Origin of the sequence: Pseudoalteromonas piscicida (assembly GCF_000238315.3) — a bacterium.
In the GTDB taxonomy this organism is placed as follows: domain Bacteria; phylum Pseudomonadota; class Gammaproteobacteria; order Enterobacterales; family Alteromonadaceae; genus Pseudoalteromonas; species Pseudoalteromonas piscicida.
Genome location: NZ_CP011925.1, coordinates 732,169 through 745,611, shown reverse-complemented (window position 1 = coordinate 745,611; position 13,443 = coordinate 732,169). Strand labels below are relative to the sequence as shown.

Below are 13,443 nucleotides of genomic sequence, written 5' to 3'. Positions count from 1 at the left end.
TATTGTTTTCCTTCTTATCTTAATAAGATGCTGGGCGCACGTTCGAATGCGTCGTAACTACTGATGATGATTTGATCGCCTTGCTGTAAACCATTAAGCACTTCAACTTCACTGATGCTTGAGGTACCGGTGGTGATCTCAATTCGCTCAGCGATATCACCACTTAGCTTGTAAGCGATGTGCCCACCTTCACTCATGAAAGCACCACGTTTAACCATTAAGGTGTTTTCTTTGTGTTCTAGTAAAATTCGAGCAGACAAACGTTGATTTTGTCTAATGCCATCAATGTTTTCGTCCGAAAAACGTACTCGAGTGGTGACTTCACGGTTATTTACTTCTGGAGAAATCGCAGATAACACGCCAGAAATATTTTGGTTGCCAATCCTGAGCTCGACGGTCATCCCGAGTCCAAGCTCTGCCGCATAACTTTCAGGAACCTGAAGCTCGGCTTCATAAGCACTTAGGTCAACGAGTTTCATCAACCCCTGATTGGCATTAACAAGCGCATTTTGATCAACTAGTAAATTACCGACTATGCCTGAAACCGGCGCAATCACATCTAAACTTGCAACTTGACGTTTTAATTCCTCAACAATTAAACGTTGCCGCTCAAGCTGTTTCTCAACAGATTTAAGTTCAAAGGCCAAGGTATCTTTGCCTAGCGCAACTTCTTGCTCTGCATGATTGAAGTTTAATTTTGCCCGCGCGAGGTCGTCTTGCGCTTCTTCTAAATCAATTTGGCTGATGAGGTTTTTTTGGATAGATAACTGAGCTCGTCGGTCCTCTCTATCTGCCGCTAATAGTTCGACACGAGCGAGATCTAAGGAGCGATTTAACGCCAAGTTTTGACGTCTAACATCTAACTTTTTCCCTTCAAGCTCACCACTCAGTCTTTGCAGCTCCGCTTCTTCTTGTTGGAGCCGGTTGGTTAAAGTTGGACTTTTGACTGTGGCTAGCACTTCACCTTGAGTCACGCTATCACCCGCTTTAACCTGTAAAGAGACATAACCCTGCTCCGGACTGTAAATTTGTGGTGCATTTGCAGCAACGACAAAACCTGTGGCGGCAATATCGCGGGTAAACTCACCAAAAGTCACGGCTGCAATTTGTACTCTATCTTTAGCCACGGAGCTACTCGCATTGGGTCCACCAAACACGACTTGTGCACTAAGCGCTGCAATAATTACAACACCCGCTAATACAAGACCAAGCTTCTTTTTAGATTTACCAGTTTGGAGCACTTCGTCTTGTCCGCTTGTGTCTTTAATCATAATGATTCTCCTCGAATTAACGAGTCAAATACCGCCACAACCGTTGCTACAGCCAACATCATCAAGGGTGAAATTAAAAAAGCAGTACTTAACCACATAACGTATCTTCTTTATTAGTTTGTATGCAGTAAAAGAGGCGAACTTTGTGCCAAAATTTAAAGCGTTGATTTTATTGATTTATTTTATTTTAGAAGTGGATAAAATATGTCCGCGGACGGAAAAAGTGTCCGCAGCGGACACTTCTTCACCTAAAGTTATAGCGCTATAGGTGTCAGTCGCCACATTTCTGCATCTTAATATATCGACTGAAGAGATAACTTGAGGATTGGATAGATAGCAAACTAACTGATTTCTTTAAGTTCAGATTTAATAATTGGAGAGTGCATTAACCAGAGTTGAATCAAATTAGTGGCAAATTTATAGTCGCTCTGGTGCCTTTACCGATAGTAGATTTTATGATCAGTTCACCACCGTGAGATTTGATGATATTAGATGCGATAGTTAACCCAAGTCCCACATGCTTTTCTGAGGCTTTAGTGGTATAAAACGGATCAAATACTCGATGTACCAGCTTATCCGCAATCCCCTCACCACAATCGAAGATATCGATAGAGAGTGTTTGATCCTCAACTTTCGTGTTTATTTTAATGGCCTTTCGCATTCTACCCGTACTTTCTAAAGCGTTCTTTATGAGGCAGTAAATACTGTGTTCTAGGAGTGCTGGGGCACAGTGCAACTCAAACCGCTCTCCTTTTTCAAATTCAATTAGGCTTAAGTTTGTACCATCCAACTCCAAATTAATCATCACAGAATCCATAATTTGAGAATAGAATTCTACTTGCTGAAACTGAGTTTGATTACTCTCAAAAAACACACTCAGTTCTTTAACAATCAGTTGAATTCTGTCGAGTCCCGAGTGCATTTCAGCCATCACATCATCACTTTCACTCAAAGCCCAGTTTAGTTGATACTCTTTCTCCAATTCACTCAGTGATTTTGCACATTCAGGCGAGAGTTGCGAATTATTTGCCAAAAATTACCAAGCTCGATACAACTTAACCAACGAACTTTGTACAAACTCTAAGTTACTTTTTAAGTACGCAAGCGGATTATTTATTTCATGGGCTACACCCGCAGCAAACTGTCCTACTGAAGCGAGCTTTTCTGATTGGATCAACGCTTGCTGCTGCTCAGCAATACGGTTATATGCCTCTCTTAAGGCATCATTTGACGACTCAAGTTCATGGGTGCGCTGCTTGACCTTTTCTTCCAATCCTTCGTTAAGTTTGGTTAGTTCATCGGTCAACAACTCAAGTCGATTTAAATCTCGATAAGAGCGCAGCGAGCTGGTTAACATAGTGAATAGACGAGATTTTGTGAGGTCAGTTTTATTTTTATAGTCATTGATATCATAACGCAGCATGACTTCATGTTCCGGCACACTGCCGGGCTGACCGGTTCGTAGTACTATTCTCACGTTATGATAGCCAAGTTCTTCACGTATGTATTGCGCACATTCTAAACCCGCTTCTTCACTTTCCATAATGACATCGAGTAAAATCAATGCAACATCATCTCGATTGCTTAAAATATCAATCGCTTCTTTTTTGCTATAGGCATGAAGTAACTCGAGCGGTTTTAATTCAAACCTGTAAGCCGTTAACACAAGTTTAGTCACATCATGCACTTCAGGTTCATCATCGACGATCAACACGACCCAAGGAGATGCACACTCGTCTAGGCTTTGTTCATCAGGCTCTGAAACGTTTAAGAAAGATAATGGCTGCTGCTGACTCATTAAAATGACATCCTTACTCCTATTTCTTAAGGATGGTACAAATCCGCAGGTTTACCAAATTATTCGAACCAGAAAATGGTATATATTTAGCACTATGGTAGGAAGAAATACTGAGTGACTATAGAACGGGATCTGTACTGTAAAGAAGCCACTCTTCACAGCACATCAGGTTTGAATATACTTATGCGCTTAGGGCATCCTTATAGTGTTTTCTACAAAGAGAAACATACCTATCGTTACCACCAATCACAACTTGATCGCCATCCGCAATAGCTTTACCGTGCTCATCGGTGCGAAGCACTCGGTTTGCTTTGCGACCGCAGTGACAGATGGTTTTTAGCTCAATCAATTTATCTGCCCACGCCAGCAAATATTGCGAGCCTTCAAACAGCTCACCACGAAAGTCCGTCCTAAGACCATAGCATAATACCGGGATCCGCAGTTCATCGACGATATCCGTCAGCTCTGCGACTTGAGCTTTTGTTAGAAACTGGCACTCATCTACCAATACACAGTCAATTTTATTCTCGGTATGAGCAGACATCAGTAGTGCTTTCACATCTGTTTGGCTTTCAAAAACTTGCGCCTCAGCCTCTAAGCCGATACGCGACGCTACTTTGCCCACACCAGCACGGTTATCAATTGCAGCGGTGATAATAAACGGGCGCATGCCTCGCTCTCGGTAGTTAAATGCCGACTGCAATAAAGTCGTAGATTTACCGGCATTCATTGCCGAATAGTAAAAATAAAGCTGAGCCATAATAGATATTTCGAAATAAAAATTCGCGCTAGTTTACTGACTAACGATTAAAAGATCTATTGCTTATCCATTTGGGTGGTTTGTGAACGTAAATACTCACTATATAAGGTGTCGAGGTTAATAAGCTGACTTGCACGCCACACTTTCCAGCTTAACTCAGGGTGCTGCTGATAAAACTGCTCAGAAAATGCCATAAAACCAAACGACGTTTCTAACGGTGGAAAAACCGCTTCTAAGTGGTTAAAGGGGGGTGATAATGTGATTGGCATATTACCGATTTGGCAAAGACCTATGGTCGCATCAAGTAATTCATTTTCAACCAGTGCAATAGCATGCTCCAACGAGTCGGTTTCGAATATGGAAAAATGCTTGGGCATACTTTCTCGAATAGCGTAGCCACGAGGGACTGCGAGTTCTATTTCTTTGCTCAGATTTAATGCTGCTTTATTGGTTTTGCTTTTGAGTAAACAAGTGCTGATCCGATTAATTGCATATTGCTGTGCAACAGTGCCATCGGGGTTCTTTGGATATGCCATTAGCCCTTCTCTAGACGCTCGATGGCTCGCCACCACAGCATCAACTTTACCATTTTCCAGCTCATGCAAACAACGGCTCCATGGCTTTCGAGTGTAGGTGAAGCTCACCTCTTTTACGTGCTCGTCAAGCTGTTGTACTATCCGGATCGTGACGCCTGGATTTGCCGATGGCACAGTTTGTCCTGCACCATGGATAAAGGGTGGAGCATGTTTATCTTCATAACAAAAACGAACCTCTGTTGCCATACAGGCCCACGAAGTAAAAACGCAAAAAACAATAAATAGCAGTCTCAACATTCACTCCAAACATATAGTCAATCGAAATAACAACGATTAACCACTAGTATACTCTATTTTTTGAAGCTCACTCCCTCATGTTGTAACAACCACTCTTTCGCTTCAAGTCCGCCAGCATATCCTGTTAGTTTGCCATTTGCACCAATAATGCGATGACAAGGCACGATGATACTAATTGGATTTTTGCCGTTAGCAGCGCCAACAGCACGGACAGCATTTTTGTTACCTAAGCGCTGTGCTATCCAACCATAGCTATGCGTTTCACCAAATGGTACTTGTGCCAACACCTGCCAGACTTGCTTTTGAAAGTGCGTACCATCCACATCAAGCGCCACATCAAAGCATTGGCGTTTGCCAGCAAAGTATTCTGTTAACTGTTTTTTTGCCATTTCTGTATGCAGATTTTCCCCTTGCTCGTAGCGCGCTTTTGGAAAAAAACCGACATATCGTAAACCAATACTAGATGCTTGTATTATCCACTCTCCAGTGGGCGAGGTTAATGTAGTTTCAATCATAATTGTTGCCATAGTTGAAAAGTTAAATAAGAACGAAAAGGAGCACACTTTTCGATATCTATTGTTTTTAAGGATTTTTCCATTGCCTTTTTGACACCCAAATCACCACCCAAGTAAATGTCTGGGTGACTCAATCCGCGCATTTTTGCATAATCGACGGTCCAAGGGCCTATACCTTTAATATTTAACCAGTTATCAAGTTCAACATGTTCCGAACCAACGTATTGCTCAGCAAAAGCTTTAATAGCCGCTTTTCGTCGCTCAGGCATTTTGAAAAAGGCAAGATCACTATCAAATACGGCCTTAGGCTTAGGGAAATAACGCATGCCATCTTCAGCCACCTCACCGAGCGTTTCGACCAATAAAGCGAGTAAGTTTCTCGCCGCTTGAACACTGATTTGTTGACCCAAAATAGCTCTCATGCCCGCTTCAAACTCACTCCAGATCCCGGGTAATCTGAGTCCCTCTTGTAGCGGCAAATCAGGCGCGGCTTCATGAAGGTGAGACTCAATAAAACAGGTGTCCGCATCTAAATCTAACACACGCCTGATCTGTGCAATCATCTGAACTAACAAGGATAAATCGCTGAGCGCGATAGCCACTTTAAAGCGATGTTTTTCAGGCTCGATTGTCGCGGTGAAACGCCCTGTTTCACCTTGTATCATGACGGTTCGCCCATAACTGTTTTCTGTTAACCACTCGATACCTGGCACAATTCTCATCGCTAAAAACTGCTGCATTTTGTCCCAGTTGTATGGTGGTCGATAGGATAAGTAAATCGCAATGGTAGAGCCACTACCTGCGTCTTTTCTGAGTTGACTTGGTGATAACTGATACAGCTTTTGGAATGCATCATTAAAGCGTCGCAATGAGTTAAACCCGGCGGCAAACGCGACTTGCGTAACAGGAAGGTCACTTTGCTGTAACAGCTGCTTAGCTAAGTCACATTGCTTATAAAGTGCATATTGTTTGGGGCTGGTGCCAAAGTATTGATTGAATACTTTATTTAAATAACGGACCGAAATGCCTAACCTATCGGCTAAGTCTTCTGTCGAATGGCGTATTAAGGCCCCCTCATCGATTAACTTTTTGGCTCTGACTGCGGTTGTTTCCGTGCCAAGCCATGCATAACTACCCGGTGCACTATCGGGGCGACAGCGAATACAAGGTCTAAAGCCAGCTTGCGCAGCATTGTGGGCAAATTGAAAATACTCTACATTTTTTTCTTTTGCAGCAGGTGCAGGGCATATTGGCCGACAATAAATGCCGGTGCTCTTGACCGCAACAAAAAACAACCCATCAAATCTAGCATCGCGACTATTTCTAGCTTGAGAACAAACTTCTGGTGTATACATGACTTTCGCTCGTACTTCGTTTTCACTCAGTCTAATAGCTATCACTATAGCAAACTAGCCATTTTTGGTACTCAACCATGTTTGGAGTATTCATGAAAAAAGCCCGCTAGGGGCTTAACTAACTGAGGAAATAAGAAAAGTACTAACTTATTGCTTGATTATATCTGCGCTCGACTTCAGACCAATTAATGACGTTGTAAAAAGCCGCGATGTATTCTGGTCGACGATTCTGATATTTGAGATAATAAGCATGTTCCCACACATCTAAACCCAATATTGGGGTATGCTGCTCCATGTAAGGGCTGTCTTGGTTGAGACTACTCGTTACCGCTAATTTGCCATTTTCATCGACAACTAACCATGCCCAGCCACTGCCAAACCGACTGACAGCAGCGTTTGTAAATTCAGTTTTAAAGCTTTCAAAACCACCGAGCTCACTTTCTATCGCCTGTTTTAACGGCCCGTCACATAGAGGCGCATAATTTGGAGTCATAATTTGCCAGAACAAACTATGGTTATTGTGCCCGCCGACATGTTCTTGCACTGCTTTTTGTAAGTCTTCAGGTAATGTTTTAATGTTTCTCAGCAACGTTTCAGTGTCTTTACCCGCGAACTCCGTCCCCTCTAACGCGGCGTTTGCTTTATTTATATATGTCTGATGATGCAAAGTATGATGGATCTCCATCGTTTTCGCGTCGATGTGTGGTTCCAGTGCATCATATGCGTACGGTAACTCAGGTAAGGTATAAGCCATTCGACCTCCAAATGTTAATGTAAAACGCGAGAATGCAGGTGCGTTACCAGCATCGCTTCGTTAATTTGATGAATAAGCTCAGGTAAGTGAGGATAGCGTTTTGCAAAATGGATCAACTCTTGTCGAGTTTTATGCAAATGATGCAAGACGATAGGTGCAAGTTCGTGGTTATATTCAAGGTAGGTTGCATGTATCTTCAGATGGATTGAGATAAGTTGCTGGCACGCTCTATTTGGTTGATCAAGCGCAATAAAGGTGTCAGCTAGATTATGCGCGGATACGACGACAGCTGGCAAACTATGCGCTATGGCACTCATCACGACATTGTCTTTTTGACATAATAAAAACTCATCTAAAATACCTGTCGCGAGTGTCAATGCAACCTGATATTCGTCACGGGCACGCAGAAATATTTGCGCTTGATATGCTTGATTACCTGAGAGTATTTTAGCTTGCCAAGGTGACAGCACTGAAGATAACGCGCAAGCTCCGCTGGCTAAGCGATTTGCACTAAGGTCCATGCGATTTTTCATATTCTACCCTATTACCGAACTAGCTTACTTGTGCAAGCAAACCAGTATGAGCTATTGGGGCACTATACGATCACACAAACATTAATGCAAACCATTTTCATTTGTATTTATTTAATTTCTACACACTGATGTGTTATCAAAGAGTCTTCGGTTAATTCAAGTGTGGTATGCGACAATCCAAACCGCGACTGTAACCCACCTTTTAACCGTGCTAGCGTGCTTTGGTCGCTCAAGGATGTAATGACAACTTGCGCCTCTAAAATATATTCATGCTCATTGAGCTGCCAAACATGAATATGGCTTACTGTCTTAACATTCTCTTGAGTCTCAAGATATTCCTTAACCTCTTGAATATTCATATTATCTGGCGTCGCCTGCATGAGAATTCTAATACTACTCTTACTTAGTTCAACGCCATGGTAAATCACGTATGCGGAGATCAACACAGTGGCGATAAGATCTACCACGTACCATTGATATAAGATGATTAATGTTCCAGCCACGATCACCGCAACGGAAGCCGCAGCATCAGAAACATTATGAATAAATGCCGCACGAATATTTAGGCTGGTTTTTGCACCTGCAGAATAAGTAATAAGCGCTGTGATAACATCGATAACTAACGCCAAGGCCGCGAGCCACACCACTATCCAGCCATCAATTGGCTCTGGATTTAAAAATCGAGAAATCGCCTCGAATAACAGATAAACCCCAACAACAATGAGTGTCGCACTATTAATTAACGCCCCAATTATTTCAGCACGTTGATAGCCATAAGTGAGTTCAAGTGAGGCCGGCTTTCTTGCAACTTTTTGCGCGACTAACGCGATAATAAGCGCACCGGCGTCACTTAAATTATGTAGCGCATCAGCAACCAAAGAGAGACTGCCAGAAAGAATGCCACCAACGACCTGCGCGACACTCAGTAGAATATTAACAAATACAGCCCAACCGAGCTTGTTTCCATGATGGTGATGTGCGTGAGGCATACTCAATCCTATTTATTGATCCGAAGAAGGGGCCACTTTCAATGGCCCCCACGGGCATTACGAATTTTTAATTTGCTTTGAGAATAGTGGATAAAGTGCTGGCAATACAAACAAAGTCAGCAAGGTTGACGTTAATAATCCACCAACAATTACACTGGCAAGCGGTCTTTGAATTTCAGCGCCCACTCCTGTCGATAACAGCATGGGAATAAGTCCCAGTGCAGAGGTGATCGCAGTCATAAGCACGGGCCTAAGCCTTGAAATTGCTCCCTCAAAGACACCTGAATGAAGCGATTCTCCCTCAGCCAATCGCTGGTTTATGCTCTCAACCATGACCACACCATTGAGTACCGCGACACCGAATAAGGTGATAAACCCAACCGAGCTTGGGACCGATAGATATTGTCCTGAGATATATAAAGAAAATACCCCACCAATAACCGCAAGCGGCACATTCACTAAAATAAGCGCAGCCTGAGCCATTGAACCAAATGCAAAGTAAAGCAAGAGTGCTATTAGCGCCAAAGATAGCGGCACCACGATTGCTAAGCGTTTTTGTGCTCGTTGCTGGTTTTCAAATTGACCACCTATTTCGACACCATAACCTGTTGGTAAGTCAACTTTACTATCAATAGCCGCGCGAATATCACTTACTACACTGCCCATATCCCGACCTTGCACATTAGCTTGGATCACCACTCGACGTTGAACGTCATCTCGTCTTACTTGCGGTGGACCAGATTGATATTCAACATTCGCAACATCAGCCAACCGGATCCACGCTCCTGAACTCGATTGTAAACGTATTTCTTCAATGGTCTGTTTGCTTTGACGGTATTGAGGTGCCAAGCGGACATAAATATCATAGCGTTCGTTACCGTTGATAACCTGCCCTGCTTTACTGCCACCAATCCCATCTTGTACTAGTGCCATAACATCTCCAACTGCCAAACCGTAGCGAGATAACGCTTGACGTTTTGGGGTGATGATCAGCTGTGACTCACCTGCTATTTGCTCAAGTTGTACGCCTTCCGTCCCCTCAACTTGCGTTACGGCCGCTTCAATTTCCTTGCCTTTTTTTGCAAGCACAGCTAAGTCTGGGCCAAATAACTTAATCGCCAACTGCGCCTTAACGCCTGAGAGTAATTCATCGACACGCGTCGCAATAGGCTGTGAAAAATTAAACAGTAAGCCAGGATAAGTCGATAGCTTTTGTTCCATCAAGGCTTGTAATTCGTAGCGATTGTTTGCGCTTTGCCACTGTGCTACTGGCGCAAGGCCAATATAGATTTCAATGTTATTTACCGGTTCAGGATCGCCACCTATCTCCGCTCGACCAATTCTGCTCAGCGCGTAGTTTACTTCAGGAAAAGTGAGCAGCATTTTTTCCAGCTCAGGCGCAACATTAAGCGCGGTTTCAAGACTGGCGGAAGGTGCCAGCGTTACCCTTAGGTTGATGGTGCCTTCTTCAAGTTCTGGGACAAACTCGGTACCAATTTTAGTGAACGTAAAGCCAGCCGCCGCAATTAATAAAATGACCATTGCCATCAACAACTTTTGCCTATGCAACACTCGACTTAACGTCCAACGGTAGCCTTTTTCCAGTGCGACGAGAATGATGCTCTCTCGCGCTTTAACGCCATGTTTAAATAAGTAGGTCGCAAGTGCTGGGACGATGATAAGGGCAACAAATATCGCTGCAACAACAGCCAAAATAATACTGATTGCCATAGGTTGAAATAGTTTGGCTTCAACCCCTTCAAAACTAAATAACGGAGTGAATACCACTAAGATAATACTGGCAGCAAAAAAGATTGGTCTTGCCACTTCCTTTCCTGCAAGCTCAACAATAAGTCCCACTGAGAAGTCATCACTTTCCTTTTGCTTTGTTAGGTGTTTAAAGATGTTTTCTACCATCACGACTGAGCCGTCAACTAACATCCCTATCGCTACAGCGATACCGCCTAGCGACATCAAGTTGGCAGATACACCCAGCCACGCCATGACCACAAGTGCAATAGCAATTGAAATAGGAATTGAAATGAGCACCAGAAAAGTTGCTCTCAGATTCATTAAAAACAGCGCAAGCACAACAACAATAAAAATAAATGCCAGTGCCAAAGCTTCAACGACGGTTTGAACTGCTTTGCTGATCAAATCAGACTGATCGTAAAAAGGCTCAAACCTTACCCCTTCAGGTAGTGCTTTGTTAATAAGTTCCACGCGGTTGTTAATGCTATCAATGGTTGCTTTGGTGTTTGCTCCCATCCGCTTTAGCACTATGCCTGTTACGACTTCACCGAGCTGTTCCACTTCACCCGAGCCGCTTTTTCTAGACATCGTCACCGCGCCTTGGCGGATTTCTCCACCAATCGATACCGTAGCAACCTGAGCCACAGTCACGACCGTGCCATCAATGGTTTTGACGGGCACGTTGGCAATCTCCTCGATCCCCTTCTCCCCACTTTGAAACCAGCCTGTTCCGCGGATCACCAACTGCTCTTGACCGCGCTCGAGATACCAACCGCCGACATTTTGGTTATTACGTTCAATGGCACTCACCACATCTTGCTGAGTAAGCGCATAAGCCAAGAGTTTATTGGGGTCAATATTGACTTGATACTGACGCACATCGCCGCCAAAGGCCAATACATCAGTTACCCCGTCAATTGGCATAATTAACAGCTTGACCACCCAGTCATTGAGACTACGTAAGGCCATTGCATCATATTCAGAGTTCGGTTCGCTCATCAGCATATATTGAAATACTTGACCAAGCCCTGATGTATTTGGCCCCATTTCTGGCGTACCCACACCGCTTGGGATCAACTCCTTTGCAGCTTGGAGGCGCTCAAATACCAACTGTCTGGCAAAGTAGATATCGGTGCCTTCCTTAAATACTACCGTAACGCCAGATAGACCTGTTTTAGAAATTGAACGCACTTGCTGCACATCCGGCAGGGCATACATCACAGCCTCAATTGGATAGGTGATTAACTGCTCAACCTCTTCCGCTGCCAGTCCCGGCGCTTCGGTATTCACTGCAACCTGTACATTCGTTACATCGGGAAACGCGTCTAAGTTGAGTTTTGGAATAGTCACGCTAGCAGTTGCTGTGATAACGAGTAAAAAAAGAATAATTAGAAGCCGATTGTTTACAGACCAATCGATAATTCGATTAAACATGGTAAGGCCCCCTTTAATGGTTATGCGGATCGAAGCCAGCTTTGGCTTGCTCTGAGGCAATAAAGAATGCTCCGGTAACGGCCACGCGCTCACCCACAGCCAAACCGATAACTTCTACCTGAGCGCCAAAGTCTTCACCTAAAGTCACTTCTTTGGGATGGAATTCGCCGGGCGCTTCTTCGATGTACACCACCCAATCACCATCAGGACTACGACTTAACGCGTCTACAGGTAACGCAATGGTTGGCTCTTTCGACGGTATGATAAAGTTGACGTTAACAAACATCCCTGCGTGTAGCTTGTCGTCACTATTTTCAACCAATAGCCGGATCTGCCGAGTTCGAGTAATGGGGTCGATAGTATGCGCTTCTTGAATAACACGAGCTGCGTATTGCTGATCTTCTATACTAATCAATGCTTTAGAATTAACCTCTAACGAAAGTTGAGAGTTGGGTTGTAAACGGGCCTCCACCCATAGCTCGCTTTCATCAGTGATTGCCATTAAAGTTGTGCCAGAAGCAACATGCTGGCCCTGAGTAAAGGCATCTTGAGTTACCACCCCCTCGCGCTCAGCAACGAGCGTATATTGGCCAAGTTCACTGGCGGGCTTAGTGGCTATTTCTTTAATCTCTTTTTCTGTTACGCCAAGTGCCAACAACTTTGAATAAGCCGAACTAAAATCGGCACTTGCCTGAACACGCTCGCGCTCACTAATGGTTTCTTTGCTCAAGCGTTTCACTCTATCCCACTCTGTTGAAGCCACCAAATACTGCGCTTGGGCCTGCGCCATTGCTTCTGAGAACAAGGTGATAAGTGGGTCGTTAATATTTACCATAGAGCCAAGCGTAGTATGGCGCTTTAACACGATTGAATCGGCTCTTGGCGATACTAAATAGCTGGTATAGCCATTAGCTTTTACTTCTCCTGGTGCAAAATAAAAGCGCGCATGGTTTTCAAGCTTGACTTCTTTGGTCTGAATTCCAGCAAAACGCATTTGCTGCTGTGTTAGTACGATAGCATTTTCTTCCTCTTCATGTTCTTCATGACCGTCGCCGGCATATGCCAGCGAGCTAAAAAGCGCGTTCACCGCGAAATAGATGGAGAAAATTTTAAAGTTTGTCATTCGATACTCTTTTACTCAAGAACGTAAGTTGACGTTCAAAACCGTTAGCTTGTTTAGCGAATTGCACCAAGCATTGCTTTTACAGTGCCAATTTGCGAACAAGAATGCGCTTCTCAAGCAGACGTGGGTTATCTGTAATCAACGTCATCAGCTAAGAAGGAGTAATACCAATCAGTGTTAAAGTAGCTTATTTACTAAATACAATTGGTATAAACGGAGTGGGCAGTATCACTGAAAGCAAAACACATAAGCATAGAACACAGGCCTAGTTGTTTACTCACAAGCACGAATTTGCGCTAAGTTAGATTTATCAATTTACTCATTAA

The 13,443-nt window shown here is 43.7% G+C and carries 12 protein-coding genes; all 12 read right to left on the bottom strand.

Annotated features, from left to right (window positions below; translation table 11 throughout):
- Positions 1-14 precede the first annotated feature (14 nt).
- Entirely contained in the window at positions 15-1,271 is a 1,257-nt protein-coding gene (locus PPIS_RS22730) for an efflux RND transporter periplasmic adaptor subunit (RefSeq protein WP_010374824.1), read from the bottom strand.
- Between the two features lie 400 nt (positions 1,272-1,671).
- Entirely contained in the window at positions 1,672-2,304 is a 633-nt protein-coding gene (locus PPIS_RS22725; protein WP_010374827.1) for a sensor histidine kinase, read from the bottom strand.
- A 3-nt stretch (positions 2,305-2,307) separates the two neighbouring features.
- On the bottom strand, positions 2,308-3,069 hold the full coding sequence (locus PPIS_RS22720) for a response regulator (protein ID WP_010374830.1): 762 nt from the start codon (positions 3,067-3,069) through the stop codon (positions 2,308-2,310).
- A gap of 181 nt (positions 3,070-3,250) precedes the next feature.
- Positions 3,251-3,829: a thymidine kinase gene (locus PPIS_RS22715; RefSeq protein ID WP_010374832.1), complete on the bottom strand. Its 579-nt coding sequence runs from the start codon at positions 3,827-3,829 to the stop codon at positions 3,251-3,253.
- A gap of 56 nt (positions 3,830-3,885) precedes the next feature.
- The gene (locus tag PPIS_RS22710; protein WP_248694175.1) at positions 3,886-4,611 is read right to left on the bottom strand and encodes a type 2 periplasmic-binding domain-containing protein; all 726 of its coding nucleotides are present in this window, start codon (positions 4,609-4,611) and stop codon (positions 3,886-3,888) included.
- Positions 4,612-4,715: 104 nt separating this feature from the next.
- Entirely contained in the window at positions 4,716-5,177 is a 462-nt protein-coding gene (locus tag PPIS_RS22705; protein ID WP_010374837.1) for a methylated-DNA--[protein]-cysteine S-methyltransferase, read from the bottom strand.
- Positions 5,174-6,532 carry an AlkA N-terminal domain-containing protein gene (locus PPIS_RS22700; RefSeq protein WP_010374838.1) on the bottom strand — a complete coding sequence of 453 codons (1,359 nt, stop codon included), beginning with the start codon at positions 6,530-6,532 and terminating at the stop codon, positions 5,174-5,176. The genes PPIS_RS22705 and PPIS_RS22700 overlap by 4 nt, the downstream gene beginning before the upstream one ends.
- Before the next feature lie 142 nt (positions 6,533-6,674).
- Positions 6,675-7,286: a superoxide dismutase gene (locus PPIS_RS22695; RefSeq protein ID WP_010375214.1), complete on the bottom strand. Its 612-nt coding sequence runs from the start codon at positions 7,284-7,286 to the stop codon at positions 6,675-6,677.
- Between the two features lie 14 nt (positions 7,287-7,300).
- On the bottom strand, positions 7,301-7,819 hold the full coding sequence (locus PPIS_RS22690; protein WP_010375217.1) for a hypothetical protein: 519 nt from the start codon (positions 7,817-7,819) through the stop codon (positions 7,301-7,303).
- 107 nt (positions 7,820-7,926) lie between these two features.
- Positions 7,927-8,808, bottom strand: a complete 882-nt coding sequence (locus PPIS_RS22685) for a cation diffusion facilitator family transporter (RefSeq protein WP_010375220.1) — start codon at positions 8,806-8,808, stop codon at positions 7,927-7,929.
- A gap of 57 nt (positions 8,809-8,865) precedes the next feature.
- Positions 8,866-11,994 (bottom strand): efflux RND transporter permease subunit, encoded by a 3,129-nt coding sequence (locus PPIS_RS22680; protein WP_010375223.1) that lies wholly within the window; start codon positions 11,992-11,994, stop codon positions 8,866-8,868.
- Positions 11,995-12,007: 13 nt separating this feature from the next.
- Positions 12,008-13,117 carry an efflux RND transporter periplasmic adaptor subunit gene (locus PPIS_RS22675; protein WP_010375225.1) on the bottom strand — a complete coding sequence of 370 codons (1,110 nt, stop codon included), beginning with the start codon at positions 13,115-13,117 and terminating at the stop codon, positions 12,008-12,010.
- Positions 13,118-13,443: the final 326 nt, after the last annotated feature.

What these genes read in the sequence shown, in the direction of transcription:
- PPIS_RS22710 (WP_248694175.1), bottom strand. Translation starts at nt 4,611, where the DNA reads ATGGCAACAGAGGTTCGTTTTTGTTATGAAGATAAACATGCTCCACCC.
- PPIS_RS22720 (WP_010374830.1), bottom strand. Translation starts at nt 3,069, where the DNA reads ATGAGTCAGCAGCAGCCATTATCTTTCTTAAACGTTTCAGAGCCTGAT.
- PPIS_RS22715 (WP_010374832.1), bottom strand. Translation starts at nt 3,829, where the DNA reads ATGGCTCAGCTTTATTTTTACTATTCGGCAATGAATGCCGGTAAATCT.
- PPIS_RS22730 (WP_010374824.1), bottom strand. Translation starts at nt 1,271, where the DNA reads ATGATTAAAGACACAAGCGGACAAGACGAAGTGCTCCAAACTGGTAAA.
- PPIS_RS22675 (WP_010375225.1), bottom strand. Translation starts at nt 13,117, where the DNA reads ATGACAAACTTTAAAATTTTCTCCATCTATTTCGCGGTGAACGCGCTT.
- PPIS_RS22685 (WP_010375220.1), bottom strand. Translation starts at nt 8,808, where the DNA reads ATGCCTCACGCACATCACCATCATGGAAACAAGCTCGGTTGGGCTGTA.
- PPIS_RS22700 (WP_010374838.1), bottom strand. Translation starts at nt 6,532, where the DNA reads ATGTATACACCAGAAGTTTGTTCTCAAGCTAGAAATAGTCGCGATGCT.
- PPIS_RS22680 (WP_010375223.1), bottom strand. Translation starts at nt 11,994, where the DNA reads ATGTTTAATCGAATTATCGATTGGTCTGTAAACAATCGGCTTCTAATT.
- PPIS_RS22695 (WP_010375214.1), bottom strand. Translation starts at nt 7,286, where the DNA reads ATGGCTTATACCTTACCTGAGTTACCGTACGCATATGATGCACTGGAA.
- PPIS_RS22705 (WP_010374837.1), bottom strand. Translation starts at nt 5,177, where the DNA reads ATGATTGAAACTACATTAACCTCGCCCACTGGAGAGTGGATAATACAA.
- PPIS_RS22690 (WP_010375217.1), bottom strand. Translation starts at nt 7,819, where the DNA reads ATGAAAAATCGCATGGACCTTAGTGCAAATCGCTTAGCCAGCGGAGCT.